Source organism: Cryobacterium sp. TMB3-10, assembly GCF_004402305.1.
Classification (GTDB): domain Bacteria; phylum Actinomycetota; class Actinomycetes; order Actinomycetales; family Microbacteriaceae; genus Cryobacterium; species Cryobacterium zongtaii.
Genome location: NZ_SOGH01000007.1, coordinates 211431 through 229757, shown reverse-complemented (window position 1 = coordinate 229757; position 18327 = coordinate 211431). Strand labels below are relative to the sequence as shown.

The following is an 18327-nucleotide window of genomic DNA, read 5'->3' as shown; positions in this document are numbered from 1 at the left end:
GGCCGGGCCGGTTCTAGTTGGGCACCGATGACGCGCGGTCGCCGCGCGGGCGGGGACGCCAACTGAGCCGCGACGTGGCCACGAGCACCGCCGCGATGCCGAGGAACAGCAGTACGGCGATCAGGCAGTAGAACGCGGTCTCGAGCGGGCCGCTGACCTGGGCCGGGTCGAGGAAGAAGTACGGGTACCAGCCCACGAACGAGCCTCGCACGAACGTGAAGATGCCCCAGGCGATCGGGTACGGCAAGATCCAGCGCAGAAAACGCCAGGACAGCCGGGCCTTGCCGGTATCGGTCAGCCAGTCCAGCAGCGCCAGGGTGGGGATGTAGAAGTGCAGCACCTGGCTCGGCCAGGGCACCTCGATCGAGTAGTCGCGCGATGACGACTGGATGACGATGGTGAGGAACACGATTCCGGAAACCAGGATGTACGTGGTCACGAGCGCCCGGAACACGTCCAGCCACTGTGGGTCCTTCGGCTGCCGGAACGCCACGATCGCGCCGAGCACGAACGCGATCACCGCCGCGATCGCACTCTGCACCGTGAAATAGGTGAACACGTTGTACGCGGCGAAGGTGGGGAACAGCAACACGTACTCGTAGTTGCCGATCAGCCCCGCAATCCCGGCGACGGCCAACAGTAGCCGGCCGATGCCGTAACTGGACCGCATGGACAGGCGTTTGCGCGCGCGGAACGGCTCGCGCGCCTGTGGTTCCTCCCGTTGCGGAGAGGATTCGCGCACCGTCGATCCCGTCCGGCCGGGACCGGATGCCTGCGCGCCCATACTCCCACGGTACGCCAGAGTGCCGGTCGCCCGCGGCCATCACCGGCATCGCTGTGGGTTGCTACAGGCGGATGCTGAAACTCGCCTCGCCGTGTTCGGCCAGGTCGGTCACCTGCACCGATTCCACGCTCGCCGAACGCGGTCCGGTGTGCAGCCAGGCCAGCATCCGTTCGATCGCGTCGTCGTCACCCTCGATCTCGGCTTCGACGGCGCCGTCGGACCGGTTGCGCACGAAACCGCCCAGGCCGAGGGTGCCGGCCTGCGCCTCGGTGTAATACCGAAACCCCACGCCCTGAACCATCCCGTTGACGATCACTCGCTTGCGACTCACGCTCCCCATTCTGGGCGCACGCCACCGCCCCGACAACCCCGCCCGCCCGTCGGGTCTGCGGTTCGTTCCCATCCCACTGGTTGGGCTTGTCGAGACCGGGGGACATGCGTTGAAGAGTCAGCCCGCGGGGTCTCGACAAGCTCGACCGACGAATAGGGTTGGCTTCTCGAGATCGACCCGCCGGCGGTCAGGCGGAGTCGCGCCAGACTATTTGGGTGTCGAGCAGGATGCCGCCGAGCTCCGGCGCCTCACCGCGCAGCTGGCTGAGCACCGACTCGGCCGCGCGCTGGCCGAGGCCGTTGGCGGGCTGGCGCACCGTGGAGAGCAACGGCTGGCATCGGAGTGCCCAGGCGCTGTCGTCGAAGCCGACGATGCCCACGTCGCCCGGCACGCTGCGGCCGGCCTCACGCAGGGCGTTCAGGGCGCCGGCGGCGATCACGTCGGAGGCCGCGAAGACCCCGTCGATCAGCGGGTCGCGGGCCAGCAGGGCGCGCATGCCGTCGCGGCCGTCGGCGTAGGTGTACAGCGGCACCGGGGCCACCAGCGCGGGGTCGAACCGGTCGCCCAGGGCGTCCGTGAATCCGGCCACCCGGTCGGCGCCGGAGTCCCGGTCCAGGGCCGCGGCGATCATGCCGATGCGACGGCGGCCGGTGCCGATCAGGCGCTCGGTGATGGCGCGGGCCGCGGCGCGGTTGTTGATACCCACGTACGGCAGGTCGCGCAGGTCCTGCGGATGCCCGACAAACGCCGCCGGCAGGTCGAGCCGTTCAATTACCCGGGTGATCGGGTCTTGTTCCCGGGCCGACACGACGACGACACCGTCGACGAAGCCACCGCTGAGGTACCGCGCCACCCTCTCGGTGTCGCGCTCGGACTCGATGACCAGGCTGACCATCTGGTAGTCGGCCAGGGAGAGCGCCGAGTTGGCGCCGAGCAGGATCTCGCCGATGTTGGGGTCTTCGAGGAACAAAGAATGCGGCTCGTGCACGATCAGGCCCACGGCCTGGGAGCGTTGCATGACGAGGTTGCGGGCGGCGGTGTTCGGCACGTAACCGACCTTCGCGATGGCCGCCTCGATGGCCAGACGAGCCTCGGCCGACACGTAGGGTTCGTTGTTCACCACCCGGCTCACGGTGCCGCGGGACACGCCGGCCTCCGCGGCGACGTCGTGGATCGTCGCACGCTTGCGCCGCCCCGGAATTGTCACCATTCGATAACTGTACCCGTCCCCGAGCTTGACATCGTGGGCAGGCTGTACTTACTCTGTGTACGTTCACAGACACTCAACGGGGAGTCATTTGCTCCTCGATCTGTGCACGTTCACAGACGTAGCATGAAGCAGGAGCAGATGACCACGCCAGTAGCCACCCCGGCCGTGACCCGTCAGGTCACCCCGACGACACCGTTCGTGCAGAACGGCATCGCCTACGGCTGTGACTACAACCCCGAGCAATGGGGTCCGGAAGTCTGGGCCGAGGACGTGCTCCTCATGCAGCAGGCCGGCGTCGACCTCGTCGCGATCAACATCTTCGGCTGGTCCGCCCTGGAGCCGGCCCCGGGGGAGTACGACTTCACCCTGCTCGACACCATCGTGGACCTGCTGCACGCTCACGGCATCCGGGTGAACCTGGGTACCGGCACCTCGTCGCCGCCGCCGTGGTTGACCACCCTGCACCCCGAGATCCTGCCGCAGACCGAAGACGGCACCACCCGCTACCCCGGCGGCCGCCAGGCCTGGTGCCCCAGCTCGCCGGTGTTCCGCGAGCACGCGCTGCGCCTGGTCGAGCAGGTCGCCAAGCGCTTCGGCGACCATCCCGCCGTGGCCCTCTGGCACGTCTCCAACGAACTCGGCTGCCACAACGCGCTCTGCTACGACGACGACACCGCCGCCGCGTTCCGGCTCTGGCTCGAGGCCAAGTACGGCAGCATCGCCGCCCTCAACGCCGCCTGGGGCACCAGCTTCTGGAGCCAGCGTTACACCGACTGGGCCGAGGTGCACACCCCCAGGCTCACCCTCTCCAGCCGCAACCCCGGCCAGGTGCTCGACTTCCAGCGGTTCAGCTCCGACGAGCTGCTGGGCTACTACCAGGCCGAAGAAGCCGTCATCCGCCGGCACAGCAGCCTGCCTGTCACGACGAACTTCATGGTCGCCGCGCACATTCGCAACCTCGACTACTGGTCCTGGGCATCCGCCGTTGACGTGATCGCCAACGACCACTACCTCGACCACCGCCTCGCCGACCCCACCACCGAGCTGGCCTTCGCCGCCGACCTCACCCGCGGCCTGGCCGGCGGCGGCGCGTGGCTGCTGATGGAGCAGGCCACCAGCGCCGTCAACTGGCAGCCGCTGAACCTGGCCAAGACGCCGGGGGAGCTGACCCGCAACTCGCTGGCCCACGTGGCCCGCGGCGCCGAGGCGATCTGCTTCTTCCAGTGGCGCGCCTCCCAGCAGGGCTCGGAGAAGTTCCACTCCGCACTGGTGCCGCACGCCGGCACCGACACCGTGCTCTGGCGTGAGGTCGTTGAGCTGGGCGCCACCCTCGACAGGCTCGACGAGATCATCGGCACGCGCGTCGTCGCGGATGCCGCGATCCTGTTCAGCTGGGAGGCCTGGTGGGCCGGCGACGGCGAATCCCGGCCGTCGCAGTCGGTGACCTACCTCGAGCAGGTGCACGCCGCGTACACCGCGCTGCACAGGCTCGGCGTCACCGTCGACATCGTCTCCCCGGATGCCGACCTGGCCGGCTACAACCTCGTCGTGGTGCCCGCTCTCTACCTGGTCACCGACGCCCAGGCCGACAACCTGTCCGGTTACGTCGCCGCCGGTGGCCACACCCTGGTCACGTTCTACAGCGGCATCGTCGACGAAGACGACAGGGTGCGCCTCGGTGGCTACCCCGGCGCGTTCCGCGACCTGCTCGGCGTGCGCGTCGAAGAGTTCGTGCCGCTCCGCCCCGGCACCACCGTGGGCCTGGGCGCCCCGATCGGTCTGGCGGCCGGTGCCGCCGGGACCCTGTGGACCGAACGCCTGCAGCTGACCGGCGCGGAGGCCGTGGTGCACTACACCGACGGCGCCCTGCCCGGTGTGCCCGCGCTCACCCGCAACCGGCACGGCGCCGGCACCGCCTGGTACCTGGCCACCGCGCCAGACGCCGACACCTACCGCGACGTGCTCCGCACCATCGCCGGGCACGCTCACGTCACCGCGGTCGGTCCGGAGGGCGACGGCCTCATCGAGGTCATCCGCCGCGCCGCGCCCGGCCGCTCCTACCGCTTCATCATCAACCACGGCGACACCGACCTGGAGGTGAGCGCGGCGGGGGTCGAGCTCATCACCGGCGCCGACATCGCCCGCACCCTGCGCGTACCGGCCGGAGCCGTACGCGTTCTCAGAGAGGACACCGCATCATGAGCGCACCAGCCCTTCCGGCCGCGGATGCCCGGCGTGCGGGTTCCCGCAGCCCGGCGCCCCGGCCCCGCAAGATCAAGGTCTCGCACCCGGGGGCGATCGCGATCTTCATCGTGCCGTTCGCCATCCTGTTCACCCTGTTCTACCTGCTGCCGATCGGCTACGCGATCTACCAGTCGCTGCTCGTGGTGGAGCGCGACGGCACCTTCGGCAAGGCCACCGAGGTGTTCGGAGGCCTGACCCAGTACATCCTGGTGTTCCAGAACGGACCGTTCTGGGAGTCGATCACCCGGGTGCTCGCCTTCGGTGTGGTGCAGGTTCCGGTGATGCTCGGCCTGGCGCTGCTGTTCGCGCTGCTGCTGGACAGCCCGCTGCTGCGCGGCAAGCGCTTCTTCAGGCTCGCCTTCTTCGTGCCGTACGCCGTGCCCGGCGTCATCGCCGCGATCATGTGGGGCTTCCTCTACTCACCCAACCTGTCGCCGTTCACGGCACTGACCAGCAACGTCAGCTTCCTCTCCGCCGACCTGGTTCTCTGGGCCATCGCGAACGTCGTCACCTGGGTCTACGTGGGCTACAACATGCTCATCATCTACTCGGCACTGCTGGCCATCCCCACCGAGATCTACGAGGCCGCCCGCCTCGACGGCGCCGGGCAGTTGCGCATCGCCTGGTCGATCAAGATCCCGCTGATCATGCCCGCGATCGTGCTCACCGGCATCTTCTCCATCATCGGCACCCTGCAGCTGCTCGCCGAGCCGCAGGTGTTCCGCTCCTTCAGCTCCGCGGTGACCAGCACCTTCACCCCGAACCTGATGGTCTACTCCACGTCCTCGATCCCCAACGTGAACCTCGCCGCCGCGTTCAGCGTGGTGCTGGCCCTGGCCACCTTCGTGCTCTCGTTCTCGTTCCTCAAGTTCACCCAGCGGAAGGAAGGCAAATGAGCGCCCTCACCGAGCCCGTCGCCGTCCCGACCAAGCGCGCGATGCGTCGCGCCGAGAACACGCCGAAGGGACCCAAGGAGAGCCCGCTCTCCCGCGTCGGCGCGATGACCGTGATGCTGGTCTTCACGCTCTACTTCCTCATCCCGATCTGGTGGCTGTTCGTCGCCGGCACCAAGAGCAGCTCCCAGTTCACCAGCACCAACCCGCTCTGGTTCGCCGACTTCAACCTGTTCGCCAACATCGGAAACCTGATCGCCTACCGTGACGGCGTCTTCCTCAAGTGGATGCTCAACAGCGCCCTCTACGCCGGCGCCGGCGCCCTGCTGGCCACCCTGTTCGCCGCCATGTGCGGTTACGCCCTGGCGAAGTACCGCTTCCCGGGCCGGGAACTCCTGTTCAACATCGTCCTCGGCGGGGTCCTCGTGCCCGCCACCGCGCTGGCGCTGCCGCTGTTCCTGATCTTCAGCCAGGTCAGCCTCACCAACACCTTCTGGGCGGTGTTCCTGCCCAGCCTGGTCAGCCCGTTCGGCGTGTACCTCACCCGCATCTTCGCTTCGGCCAGCGTGCCGGACGAACTGATCGAGGCCGCCCGCCTGGACGGCGCCGGCGAGGTGCGCACCTTCTTCACCGTCTCGGTGAAGCTGATGTTCCCCGCCCTGGTCACGGTGTTCCTCTTCCAGTTCGTGGCCATCTGGAACAACTTCTTCCTGCCGCTGATCATGCTTCGCGACGAGACCCTGTTCCCGGTCACCCTCGGCCTCTACGCCTGGAACTCGCAGGTCAACCAGATCCCCGAACTCCGCGGCTACGTGCTGATCGGCGCGCTGCTGTCGATCATCCCGCTGATCATCCTGTTCCTGCTGCTGCAGCGTTTCTGGCGCAACGGCCTCGGTGCGGGCAGCGTCAAGTAACCCCCTCGACTCCTTCCGACTGTTCACCCGGCTTAATCCCGCACCATCCGTGTCACCCTGCACCACTCCTTTTCAGCGAACACCCCAACAAAGGAAAACAATGCGAATCACCAAGAGAGCGGCCACCGTTGCCCTGCTCACCGCAGCCACGGTCGCCATGACCGGCTGCTCAGCCTCCGGCACCTCCAGCGACAGCGCCGACGCTGCTGCCTGCGAGCCCGCCGAGGGCAAGGTCGATCTGACCTTCACGTCCTGGATCCCCGGCATCGAAGAGGTCGTCGACGTCTGGAACGAGGCCAACCCCGACATCCAGGTGGCCGTGCAGACCGGCCCGAACGGCAACGGCGGCACCTACGCCAACTTCTTCAACCAGCTCGAGGCCGGCAATGCGCCCGACCTCGGCCAGATTGAATACGACGCGCTGCCCAACTTCCGCGTGCAGGACGGCCTGGTCAACCTCGCATCCTGCGACGGTGTGATGGACGCCAAGGCCGACTTCGTCGACTGGACCTGGGGCCAGGTCAGCTTCAACGAGGACGACGCCGTCTACGCCATCCCGCAGGACTCCGGCCCGATGGCCATGTTCTACCGGGCCGACCTCTTCGAGGCCAACGGCATCGCTATCCCCACCACCTGGGAAGAGTACGCCACCGCCGCCGAGCAGGTGCGGGCCACCGGCGCGTACATCACCAACTTCTCGCAGAGCGACATCAACCAGTTCGCCGGGCTCGTCTGGCAGGCCGGCGGAACCTGGTTCGGCAACGACGGCGAGAACTGGAACGTCGACCTCACCGGCGACGAGTCGATCATGGTGGCCGACTACTGGCAGGACCTGATCGACCGGGACCTCGTCTCGACGCAGCCGCCGTGGACCACCGAGTGGGACAACGCCTACAACACCGGCGCGGCCTGGACCTGGAACTCCGCAGCCTGGGGTGCGAACTCCATCGCCAGCGGTGCGCCCGACACCGCCGGCAAGTGGGCCGTGGCCCAGTCCCCGCAGTGGGAAGCCGGCGATGAGGCCAGCGGCAACTGGGGTGGCTCGTCCACCGCAGTGTTCACCGGCTCCGAGCACCCGTACGAAGCCGCGCAGTTCGCCCTGTGGCTGAACAGCTCGAGCGAATCGCTGACCATGCTCAACGAGGCAGCCAACCTGTACCCGGCCGCCAAGGCCGGCCTGGACCTGCCCGTGCTCAAGGAAGGCGTGGAGTTCTACGGCAACCAGCCCATCTACGACGAGTTCGCCGCCGCCTCCGGCCAGGTGTCGAGCGACTTCGTCTGGGGTCCGACCATGACCCAGACGTACAACGACGTCTCGGATGGCTTCAAGGCAGCCGTCAGCGGCAACGGCACCCTCGCCGAGGCCCTGACCACCGGTCAGAGCGCCACCGTCGATGCGCTCAAGGCGCAGTCGATTCCCGTCAAGGAGTAGCTGACCCGCTTTCGCCCGTTACCCCGTACCGCCCGGTGCCTTCTCGCGCCGGGCGGTACGGTCGTGTGTGACGCGTGCGGAAGCCTCGGCGTCGTGCCCGCCGCGTCGGTCGAGCTTGTCGAGACCTGGTGACCTAGTCTGTGGTTCGTTGGGCTGTCGGCTCACGGGGTCTCGACGGGCTCCACCAACGATCGGACGCCGTCCGCAGGTCCGCGTGCGATGTACTCAAACTCCTCCTTCATCGAACGAAGAAAGCAGTGTCATGATCCACCACCTCCGTGCCGCGGGCACCAGCCTTGTTCTCGACGCGTCCGGCAGCGGCACACCGGTGATCGTGCACTGGGGCGCCGACCTCGGCGAGCTGCCGGCGGCGGACCTCGCCGCGCTGGCCGCCGCGAGTGTGCCGCCCGTCGGCCCCAGTTCCCTCGACGTGCCGCTCCGCCTCAGCCTGCTGCCCGCCCTCGCCGAGGGCTGGAGCGGCCGGCCCGCGCTCGGCGGGTTCCGCACCGGCACGGGCACCCTCGACCCGGCGCTGGCGCTGGTGGCGGTGCACGAGGGCGGCGACAACACGGTGGTCATCGAGCTGGCGGATGCTGACGCATCCGTCACCGTCTCGACCGAGCTCGAACTCACCGTGCAGGGTGTGCTGCGCCTGCGGCACACCCTCACCAACAGCGGCGCCGGCACCCTCGAACTCGCCGGCCTCGATGCGATCCTGCCGGTGCCCGACCGGGCGGCCGAGCTGCTCGACTTCACCGGACTGTGGAGCCACGAACGGCGGCCGCAGCGCAGCATCCTCGGCCAGGGCGTCTGGAGCCGGGAGTCCCGGCACGGCCGGCCCGGCCACGACGACTCCTACCTCACCGTGGCCGGAACCCCCGGTTTCGGCTTCCGCCGTGGTGAGGTGTGGGCGGTGCACCTGGCGCACAGCGGCGACAAGGTGGTCTGGGCCGAACGCAGCGCGCTGGGCTACGCCGCCCTCGGCGCGGGTGAACTGCTCGCGCCCGGCGAGCTGAGCCTGGCTGCGGGAGCGAGCTACACCAGCCCGTGGACCGTGGCGGTGTACTCCGACGCGGGCCTGGACGGACTCAGCGCCCGGCTGCACCCGTGGATCCGATCCTGGTCGACGATCACCGGCCCGCGCCCGGTGCTTCTGAACACCTGGGAGGCCGTGTACTTCGACCACGATCTGCCCACCCTGAGCCGCCTCGTTGACGCCGCCGCGCAGGTCGGCGTGGAACGGTTTGTACTCGACGACGGCTGGTTCTCCGGCCGTACCGACGACCAGCGAGCCCTCGGCGACTGGTTCGTCGACGCCGACAAGTGGCCCGAGGGCCTCCACCCGCTGATCGAGCGGGTGCACGCGGCCGGCCTGGACTTCGGCCTCTGGGTGGAGCCGGAGATGGTCAACCCCGACTCCGACCTGGCCCGGGCGCACCCGGACTGGCTGCTCGGCTCGGCATCCGCCCCCACCTGGCGCGGCCAGCGGGTGCTCGACCTGGCCAACCCGGATGCCTTCGCCTGGTTGCTCGAGCGCCTCACCGCGCTGTTGGCCGAATACCCCATCGCGTACCTCAAGTGGGACCACAACCGGGACCTGCTCGGCGGCTCCGTGCACCGGCAGACCGCCGCTCTGTACCGGCTGATCGACGCCGTGCGCGCCGCGCAGCCGGGCCTGGAGATCGAGTCCTGCGCGTCCGGCGGCGGACGCATCGACCTGGGAATCCTCGAACGGGTGGACCGGGTCTGGACCAGCGACACCAACGACCCGCTGGAACGCCAGCAGATCCAGCGCTACACGAGCGTGCTGGTGCCGCCGGAATACCTCGGCGGCCACCTCGGCGCCGCCACCGCACACACCACCGGGCGTACCTCGGCGCTGGGCTTCCGGCTGGCCACCGCACTGTTCGGCAGCGCCGGCATCGAGTGGGACCTCACCCAGGCATCCGCCGTCGAGCTCGACCAGATCGCGGCCTGGATCGCGATATACAAGGAGCACCGGGCGCTGCTGCACAGCGGCAACGTTGTGCACGCCGACGGGTCGGACCCGGCGATCGAACTGCACGGCGTGGTGGCCACGGATGGCTCCGCCGCCGTGTTCGCGCAGGTCGCGCTGGCCGCGCCGCGCACCGCGCTACCCGCCCCGATTCGGTTTCCCGGCCTGGACCCCGCCCGACGCTACCGGGTGCGACCGTTGCTCGTAGGACCGGTGTCGCGCACCGTGCAGACCGTGCCGCCGGCGTGGCTGGCTGCCGACGCGGGGGAGCTGGTGCTCACCGGCGCCGTGCTCGCCGAGGTGGGCCTGCCCGCCCCGCTCCTCACCCCCGAGCAGGCGGCCCTGTTCACCCTCGACGCGGTCTGACCGCGCCCTGAGCATCCGCGAAAGCGGCCATGTGGTCGCTTCGTGGGTGTCGTGGCAGCCACACGCCCGCTTTCGCGTGGGGGTGGATGTGCGAGAGCGTGAGGGTGGATCCGCGAGAGCGGTTATGTGGTTGCTTCGAGGGGGTCGTGGCAGCCACACGCCCGCTTTCGCGGAGGATGTGGGGCTGGGCGGCACTAACGTAAGGGGCATGACCGAGCAGACCTCGTCGCCGCGGCGCACAGTGCTGACGGGCGGGATCCTGGTCACCGGGGCCTCCGGCACCGTGGGGCGGGCCGTCGTGGATGCCCTGGCCGAGGCGGGCGAAACCGTGATCGCCGGCATGCGGGACCCCCGCGCGTGGATCGCCGAGGGCGCCCGGCGCGCCAGCGGCACCGCGGCCGGCCAGCAGCCCGCCGGGCCCGGCACTGCACGGATCGGCACAGCCCGACCCGGCAGTAAGCCGCTGCGGGCGCCCAACCAGAAGCCGGCACGCAACCCGGCCCACAAGCCGGGCGGCCTTCCCACCTCGCCGCCGCCCGGACGCACGGTCGGCGCGGCCGACGCATCCGCGGCCGCAACCGGCACAACCGGCGGCGGCGGGGCCATCGTGCGCGCCTTCGACTTCGCCGACCGCAGCACCTGGGCGCGCGCCCTCGCCGGCGTCGACAGGGTGTTCCTGCTCGTGCCGCCCACGATCGGCAACGTGGGGCGCACCCTCATCCCGTTCATCGACCAGGCGATGGAGGAGAGCGGAGTGCGGCAGATCGTGTTCCTGTCGGCGCCCGGTGTGCGGTTCGACACCCGGTCGCCGCATCACGTGGTGGAGCAGTACCTCAAGCGCACCCGCACGCCGCACACCATCCTGCGGCCGAACGTGCTGATGCAGACCCTGTCCACCCTGTACCGCGACGACATCCGCCTGCGCAGTGAAATCGTGCTGCCGGCCGGCGGGGCCAGGGTCGCGTTCGTCGACGCGGCCGACGTGGGCCGCTGCGCCGCCCGGGTGCTCACCGAACCCGGTCATCTGGGCAAGTCATACTCCCTGGCGGGGGAGGAGTCGCTGAGCTTCCCGCAGGTGGCGGAGAGTCTCACCGAGGTGCTCGGTCGGCCCATCCGCTACACCGCCACGACCGAGGCCGAGTTCGCCGAGCTGGCGGCGAAACAGGGTGTGACCGGACCGGACATCGCTGCGCAGGCGAGTTGGTATCGGGCGGCGCGCCGGCGGCTGACCGCACTGCCGAATCGCGGCATCCGCCGGCTCACCGGTCGGCCGGCGACCACGCTGCGCGGTTTCATCGAGGACCACCGCCAGACCTGGCTCTGAAACGCCAGGACCGCCGGGGCTATGCGGTCGGCGCGCCGTCGACCTTGAGCACCGCGAAGGCCGCATCGAGCTCGACGTCGACGTCCTGACCGTTTTCGAGGGTGATCTCGACCTCGTAGGCGTGGTCGAAGTCGTCACTGCGCTCGACCTCGGTGACGGTGCCGACGGTGCCGGCGGGCAGGGTGGCGAGCGCCGCGGCCGAGGCGGCGTCGCGGTCGGCGTCGGTGAGCGGGGTCATGGTGGCCGAGTCGTCAGTGCCGGTGCCGTCGGTGGCCGAGTCGTCGCTGCCGGTGTCGTCGCTGCGGCCGTCACCGTCGTCAGAGCCGGAGCCGGAGCCGGAGTTCGAGCCGCTGCCGGTTCCCGGCACCGAGGCTGCGCCATCTGCGGGCAGGCCGTCGACCCAGAGCACGGCGAACTTCTCATCCAGCGCCACGTCGACATCGGCCCCATCGGCGAGGGTCACCTCCACCTCGTAGGCGTGCGGGTCGTTGTCGTCGCCGGACTCGGTGTCGGTGACCGTGCCGCTGCCCACGGCATCCAGCGCGGCGGCACTGGCCTTGTCGAGGGCGCTGCCGGTGAGCGGGCCGTCAGTTTCGAACGGGTCGGCGATGGCCAGGCCGGCGCCGCCCACCACGAGAACGGCGGCAACGGCTGCACCGGTGATCCAGATGGTCTTCTTCTTCATGGTGTGTCCCTTGTTCGTGAGTGCCACGGCTGCCGTGGCTGATAAGCCCACTGTGCCAAGCCACCGCTGAAGCCAGGCTGAAGCCCGCTGAAGGCCGCTTCAGAAACGAGGTCAGGCCTCGGCAACAGCGGGCAGGCGCACCTCGAACCGGGCGCCGCCCAGAGCGCTGTCGACGATGCGCACGGTGCCGCCATGCGCCTGCACGCTCTCCCGAACGATGGCCAGGCCCAGCCCGGTGCCGCCGGATGCCCGTGCCCGGGATTCGTCCAGCCGCACGAAGCGCTCGAACACGCGGTCGCGCTCGCCGGGCGGCACCCCGTGGCCGTCGTCCTCCACGGTCAGCAGCGCCTGCCCGTCGACCAGGCCGAGCGACAGGCTCACCCGCCCGGAGGCGTGTTGGGCGGCGTTGTCGACGAGGTTCCGCACCACCTGGCCGAGCAGGTTCTGGTCACCGTGCACCCTGGCCGCACCCACCCCGGTGCTGTCGATGCTGAGCGCCATGGTGTCGCGCAGCCGGCGGGCCTCGGCGAGCATCAGGTCGTCCAGGTCCACGGCCGTGCCGGTCGTCGTGGCACTGCGCTCGGACACCCGCGCCAGCAGCAGCATCCCCGCCACCAGCCGCTCCAGCCGGTCGCCCTCGTCGAGAACGGCCTCGGACAGGTCGCCGAGGTTGACCCTGTCGGGATGCGCCTGGGCCACCTCGGCGTACTGGCGCAGCGACGCGAGCGGGGAGCGGAGCTCGTGCGAGGCATCCGAGACGAACTGCCGTTGGGCGCGCTGGGAGGTGTCGAGCCTGTCGAGCATGCTGTTCATGGTGTGCGCGAGCCGGCCGATCTCGTCGTCGCGGCCGGGGTCGTTGATGCGGCGCTCGAGGTTGGTGGCAGTGACGGCGTCGACCTCCCGGCGCATCCGTTCGACAGGGGCCAGCGCCCGGCCCACCACGATCCAGGTGAGCAGCGCGACGATCCCGGTCAGCAGCGGCACGGCTCCGGCCAGCAGCACGCCGACCGTGGCGACGGCCTCGTCGACGTTCTCCAGCGAGCGGCCGGCGACGACGGTGGCGTCGCCGTGGTCTTCGGCCACGACCAGGTAGTCGGTGTCTTCGTCTGGTACCCGGATGGTCTGCGCGTCGTCGTCGCCGTCGATGCCCAGCTGCCGGCCCTCGAGCGCCTCGCTGGCGGCCAGGAGCGTGCCGGAGCCGTCGGTGATCTGGAAGAGCACGTCGTCATCGTCGGCGTCGAGGCCGCTCAGACCGCTGCCGGTGTCGAGCTCGGTCTCGATCTGCTCGAGGTCGCGTTCCACGGCCGTGTGCAATTCGTCCAGCAGCACACCGCGGAGCACCAGCGCGAACACGACCGCGCCGCCGACCAGCGTTGCGGCAACGATCGCGGTGGACACCAGGGTGATCCGGCCGCGCAACGACCGGCTGCGGGCCCGCTTAGCCACCGTTGGCCGCCAACCGGTAGCCGGCACCGCGCAGGGTCTCGATCGCGGCCCGGTCGAACGGCCGGTCTACCTTGTTGCGCAGGTGCCGCACGTACACCTCCACGATGTTGGGGTCACCCTCGAAGTCGAAGTCCCAGACGTTGTCGAGCACGTCACGCTTGCTCACGACGGTGCCCCGGTTGCGCATCAGGTATTCGAGCACCGCGAATTCCCGGGCGGTGACGTCAACGGATGCGTCGCCCCGGCTGACCCGGCGGGTGGCGGGGTCGAGGTGCAGGTCGCCGGCGCGCAGCACGGTGGGCCTGGCGCTGGTGCCGCGGCGGATCAGGGCGCGCATCCGGGCCAGCAGCACGGCGGAGGAGAACGGTTTGGTGAGGTAGTCGTCGGCGCCGGTGTCGAGGGCCTCGACCTGGTCCCACTCGCCGTCCTTGGCGGTGAGCATCAGGATCGGGGTCCAGTTCTGCTCGGCCCGCAGGGTCTCGCAGACCCTATAGCCGCTCTGGCCCGGCAGCATGATGTCGAGCAGGATGACCGCGTACTCGTTCTCGCGGGCCAGCCAGAGCCCATCCGGACCGGTGCCGGCGATATCGACCGCGAAGCCCTCGGCCTCGAGGCCGCGCTTGAGCCCGGTCGCGAGCCGCACCTCGTCCTCCACCACCAGCACGCGCATCCGGCCCCCTCGTCAGTAGGTCGGCCGCACGGCCGCCGCTGCCAGTCTGGCCGATGCCGCTGAAGGCAAGCTGAAACTGCTGTGACCGGCCCGGATGCTGCTGGATCGTCGGTCCTAGGCGGTTCGTTCGCGGACTTCCCGCCTTCGTTGCGGAGACGAAGGCGGGAAGTCCGCAAATGAGTGGGCGCCGTGACGTGGGTGTGTCCCGCCGGTCGGCCTGTCCTCACGGCTCGGTAAAAATCTGCTGGTCAAGGCGGGGTTATCTGCGGCGAAGCCCAGCCCGGCGCTAGGGTGTTGGCATGACGTCTGCAGCAGAGTCTCTGGTTCACATCGACCATTTCCGGATGGATTTCGCCGGCACCACGGTCATCGAGGACCTCTCCTTCGATGTGCAGCGCGGCGAGACGTTCGGGTTCCTCGGGTCCAACGGCTCCGGCAAGACCACCACGCTGCGGGCGCTGCTGGGCATCTACCTCCCGACTGCCGGCATCCTGCATATCGATGGGCGCCCGTTCACGCCGGAGTCCGGCATCCGGCTGGGCTATCTCCCCGAAGAACGTGGACTCTATAAGAAGGAATCCGTTCTCGCCGTGATGACGTACTTCGGCCAGCTCAAGGGTCTGAGTAAAAAAGCCGCGGTGGCCTGGTCGACGAACTATCTCGAGAGGGTGGGGCTGGGGGATAAGGCGAAGGTCCGGGTGGACAAGCTCTCCGGCGGTCAGCAGCAGAAGGTTCAGCTCGGTGTCACGATCATGAACGACCCGGAGCTGCTGATCCTGGACGAGCCCACGAAGGGGTTCGACCCGGTGAACCGGCGACTGCTGATGGACATCATCGAGGACCAGAAGAAGGCCGGTGCCACGGTGCTGATGGTCACTCACCAGATGGAGGAAGTCGAGCGGCTGTGCGACCGGGTGATCCTGTTGAAGGGCGGCCGGGCGGAGGCCTACGGCACAATCCCTGAGGTGCAGAACCAGTACGGCGGCACGATGATCCGGGTCGGCTACTCCGGCGAGATACCCGCATCTGGGCACTACGAGATCAGCCTCCGCGACCGCAACTACGCCGAACTCACCCTCATCGGCACCGTCGATGAGGCCTTGATCTTGCGCGACCTGGTCGATGCCGGCGTTCTGATCCGGAGTTTCACCACGAGCAAGCTCTCGCTCGAGGAGATCTTCGTCAGCGTCTATGGCGACCAGAACGAAATGGCAGGTGCCTGAGATGGGTCAGCACAATCTCCGTACGGTCATCGGGTTCGAAGTGGGCCGTACCCTGGGCAAAAAGAAGTTCTGGGTCATCACCCTGCTGGTGCCGATTGCGATCGGCATCGTGGTGGGCCTGGTGACCCTGGGCAACACGTCGTCGATGAGTAACATCGATGCCCAGTCAGACGCGAAGCTCACCTTCACCTACAGCGACGAATCCGGTTATGTCGACCCGGCCGTGGCGGCAGCCTTGGGCGGTACGCCGGTCACGGATGACGCATCCGCGATCGCCGACGTGAAGGCGGGCGAGGAGGACGCCCATTTTGTGTACCCGGCGGACCCGGCCACAACCCCGACCCAGGTGTATGGGATCGACAAGGGCCTGTTCGGCAACGGCGAGTATGAGGGTGTCGCGACCCAGGTGCTGATCACCAGCGCCCAGGACCAGATCGGGGATCCGGCGCTGACAACGATGGCGCAGGGCGACGTGTCGGTGACCTCCACCACCTACACAGACGGGCAGGAAGCGGCCGGGTTCATGGGCGTGATCCCGCCGCTGATCTTCCTGGCGATGTTCTTCCTGACCTTCACCCTGCTCTCCAACCAGATGCTCACCAGCACCCTGGAAGAGAAGGAGAACCGGGTCACGGAGATGATCCTCACCACCCTGAACCCCACCGCCCTGATCAGCGGGAAGATCATCTCGGTCTTCATCGTCGGCTTCGTGCAAGTGCTGGTATTCCTCGTGCCGGTGGCGGTCGGTTACCTGTTCTTCCGCACGTCGTTGAACCTGCCGGAGGTGGATCTCGCCAGTTTCACCTTTGATCCCGGCCAGATGATCGTCGGCGCGCTGCTGGCCCTGGGCGGGTTCGCCCTGTTCACGGGCACCGCGGTCGCGATCGGGGCGGTGATGCCCAACGCGAAGGATGCCGGCGGCTGGTTCACCGCGCTGATCATCCTGATGATCGTGCCGCTCTACTCGGTATCGCTGGTGCTGTCGGATCCGCACAGCGCCGTCGTGCAGGTGTTCACCTACTTCCCCTATTCGGCGCCGATCACCGCAATGCTCCGCAACGCGTTCGGCTCCCTCGCGGGCTGGGAAGCGGCCATCGTCATCACGGAGCTGTTCCTCCTCAGCGCTGTCGTGCTGCAGCTCGCGGTGCGGCTGTTTCGGTACGGGTCCATCGAGTACACGAACAGGGTGTCGTTCAAGACCGTGTTCGCCGGGCGCACGGCCAGGAGCCTCGCTCGGGGCTGAGTTACTCGTGGCCGCACCACTCAGTTGCGGACTTCCCCCTTCGTTGCGCTGACGAAGGCGGGAAGTCCGCACATCAACTCGCGGTCGGCGCGGTGAGGAGCCCCACGAGCACGTCGAGCGCCCTCCCCAGCTCGAGATCCGTCGGGGTGCCGTAGCCGAGCACCAGGCCGTGCTGCCCTCGGGCTAGAACCGCGTAGTCGGCCAGCGACGCGACCCGCACCCCGCGCGCGGCGGCCTGCGTGACGAGAGCGGAGGCATCCGCCCCGGTGTGCACCACCACATGCAGCCCGCCGTCGAGGCCGGTCAGCCGCACGCCGGGCAGCGCGCCGAGCCTGCCGATCACCAGGGCGCGGCGGTGGGCGTACTCGCGGCGCACCCGGGTGACATTGCGGGCCAGGCCGCCGCTGTCGAGGTACCGGGCGAGGGCCGCCTGCTGCACCCCGGAGACCGACGGGCCGAGGTCGTCCCGCACCTGGCGCAGCGCCGCACCGAGGGGCCCGGTGGCCACGATGTAGCCGCAGCGGATCCACGGGGTGACGGTCTTGGAGAAGCTGCCGACCAGCGCGACTCGGCCCGACCCGTCGAGGGTGGCGAGGGCGGGCAGCGGCATCGCGTCGAAACGGAACTCGCTGTCGTAGTCGTCCTCGATGATCACGGCATCCGTGGCCCGCGCCCAGTCGAGCAGATCGAGGCGACCCTGCACCGAGAGGCTGCTGCCCAGGGGGTACTGGTGGCTCGGGGTCACCAGCACCGCGTGCGGCCTCGGCGCGAGGGCGGCGAGCTCGGCCAGGTTGATGCCGTTCTCGTCGGTGTGCACCGGCCGGATGAGGGCGCCCACCCGGCGCAGCACCCGCCGGGCGGTGGGGTAGCCCGGGTCCTCGACGGCGATGTGTGGGGTGAACCTGGGTGGGTCGGCCGGAGCGGCATCCGCGGGGGTCGCGAGAGCGAGTCCGATGCCGGCGAGGGCGTCGCTGGTGCCGGCCGTGACGATCACGTCAGCCGGCTGGCAGGCCAGGCCGCGGGTTCGCCGCACGTGCTCGGCGATCGCGGTGCGCAGCTCGAGGGTGCCGTTCGCGGGCGGTGAGTCACTGCGACCGGACGCCGACACGGCGGCGCGCCAGGCGGCGGTCCAGGCCGGGTCGACGAGGGTGCGGGTCGACGGATGCCCGGGGGTCAGGTCGAGGAGCGGCCGCGCGCTGGGTAGGCCGGCCGGTGGGGTCGCCGGAGGTTTTGGCGATGGGGTCCCGGTTGGGGGTCGCTCCACCATCACCCGGGTCGCCGAGCCGGGTCGGGCCAACAGGTAGCCCTCGCCGGCGAGCTGGTCGTACGCGGCGACGACGGTGCCGCGCGACACCCGCACCGAGGCGGCGAGGGCGCGCGTCGAGGGTAGGGCCTCATCGTGGCGCAGCGTTCCGTCGAGGATGGCCCGCCGGAGGGCCGTGGCCAGCTGCGCCGCGAGGGGGAGCGTGGCCCCGCGGTCGAGCAGGATCGGCAGCTCGTGTGCGTTCATGATCGGTCCTTGTTCTTGTGGTGCTCCGGGGCGCCGCGGCGCCAACTGGTCTACTC

General features: G+C 69.3%; 15 protein-coding genes. 8 read left to right on the top strand and 7 right to left on the bottom strand.

What is annotated here, in order from left to right; translation table 11 throughout:
• Positions 1-13: 13 nt before the first annotated feature.
• From E3T22_RS03705 to E3T22_RS03695, 3 genes are all read right to left on the bottom strand, one after another.
• On the bottom strand, positions 14-784 hold the full coding sequence (locus tag E3T22_RS03705; RefSeq protein ID WP_134408068.1) for a Pr6Pr family membrane protein: 771 nt from the start codon (positions 782-784) through the stop codon (positions 14-16).
• Between the two features lie 61 nt (positions 785-845).
• Complete coding sequence (locus E3T22_RS03700) at positions 846-1115, bottom strand: acylphosphatase (protein ID WP_370028157.1); 270 nt, start codon at positions 1113-1115, stop codon at positions 846-848.
• Positions 1116-1302: 187 nt separating this feature from the next.
• Complete coding sequence (locus E3T22_RS03695) at positions 1303-2325, bottom strand: LacI family DNA-binding transcriptional regulator (protein ID WP_134480370.1); 1023 nt, start codon at positions 2323-2325, stop codon at positions 1303-1305.
• 138 nt (positions 2326-2463) lie between these two features.
• On the opposite strand from E3T22_RS03695, the gene E3T22_RS03690 reads away from it, so the two are divergent.
• From E3T22_RS03690 to E3T22_RS03665, 6 genes are all read left to right on the top strand, one after another.
• Positions 2464-4527 carry a beta-galactosidase gene (locus E3T22_RS03690; RefSeq protein ID WP_134480369.1) on the top strand — a complete coding sequence of 688 codons (2064 nt, stop codon included), beginning with the start codon at positions 2464-2466 and terminating at the stop codon, positions 4525-4527.
• On the top strand, positions 4524-5465 hold the full coding sequence (locus tag E3T22_RS03685; protein WP_088456948.1) for a carbohydrate ABC transporter permease: 942 nt from the start codon (positions 4524-4526) through the stop codon (positions 5463-5465). Before E3T22_RS03690 ends, E3T22_RS03685 begins: the two co-directional genes overlap by 4 nt.
• Positions 5462-6376: a carbohydrate ABC transporter permease gene (locus E3T22_RS03680; RefSeq protein WP_165787860.1), complete on the top strand. Its 915-nt coding sequence runs from the start codon at positions 5462-5464 to the stop codon at positions 6374-6376. Before E3T22_RS03685 ends, E3T22_RS03680 begins: the two co-directional genes overlap by 4 nt.
• A 100-nt stretch (positions 6377-6476) precedes the next feature.
• A complete protein-coding gene (locus E3T22_RS03675; protein ID WP_088456947.1) occupies positions 6477-7808 on the top strand; it encodes an ABC transporter substrate-binding protein in 1332 nt (443 codons plus the stop codon).
• A 262-nt stretch (positions 7809-8070) separates the two neighbouring features.
• On the top strand, positions 8071-10170 hold the full coding sequence (locus E3T22_RS03670) for an alpha-galactosidase (protein WP_134480368.1): 2100 nt from the start codon (positions 8071-8073) through the stop codon (positions 10168-10170).
• Positions 10171-10378: 208 nt separating this feature from the next.
• A complete protein-coding gene (locus E3T22_RS03665; protein WP_166789257.1) occupies positions 10379-11494 on the top strand; it encodes an NmrA family NAD(P)-binding protein in 1116 nt (371 codons plus the stop codon).
• Positions 11495-11513: 19 nt separating this feature from the next.
• On the opposite strand, the gene E3T22_RS19235 is transcribed toward E3T22_RS03665, so the two are convergent.
• The 3 genes from E3T22_RS19235 to E3T22_RS03650 all read right to left on the bottom strand — a co-directional run bounded on the left by E3T22_RS19235 (position 11514) and on the right by E3T22_RS03650 (position 14295).
• The gene (locus E3T22_RS19235) at positions 11514-12179 is read right to left on the bottom strand and encodes a PepSY domain-containing protein (RefSeq protein ID WP_198415079.1); all 666 of its coding nucleotides are present in this window, start codon (positions 12177-12179) and stop codon (positions 11514-11516) included.
• A 111-nt stretch (positions 12180-12290) separates the two neighbouring features.
• Complete coding sequence (locus E3T22_RS03655; RefSeq protein ID WP_241983582.1) at positions 12291-13625, bottom strand: cell wall metabolism sensor histidine kinase WalK; 1335 nt, start codon at positions 13623-13625, stop codon at positions 12291-12293.
• A complete protein-coding gene (locus E3T22_RS03650; RefSeq protein ID WP_088456943.1) occupies positions 13618-14295 on the bottom strand; it encodes a response regulator transcription factor in 678 nt (225 codons plus the stop codon). Before E3T22_RS03650 ends, E3T22_RS03655 begins: the two co-directional genes overlap by 8 nt.
• 299 nt (positions 14296-14594) lie before the next feature.
• On the opposite strand from E3T22_RS03650, the gene E3T22_RS03645 reads away from it, so the two are divergent.
• Positions 14595-15518, top strand: coding sequence for an ABC transporter ATP-binding protein (locus tag E3T22_RS03645; RefSeq protein ID WP_241979969.1), 924 nt, complete (start codon positions 14595-14597; stop codon positions 15516-15518).
• Between the two features lies 1 nt (position 15519).
• The gene (locus E3T22_RS03640; protein ID WP_134480366.1) at positions 15520-16761 is read left to right on the top strand and encodes an ABC transporter permease; all 1242 of its coding nucleotides are present in this window, start codon (positions 15520-15522) and stop codon (positions 16759-16761) included.
• A 73-nt stretch (positions 16762-16834) separates the two neighbouring features.
• On the opposite strand, the gene E3T22_RS03635 is transcribed toward E3T22_RS03640, so the two are convergent.
• Entirely contained in the window at positions 16835-18271 is a 1437-nt protein-coding gene (locus tag E3T22_RS03635) for a PLP-dependent aminotransferase family protein (protein ID WP_241979968.1), read from the bottom strand.
• Positions 18272-18327: the final 56 nt, after the last annotated feature.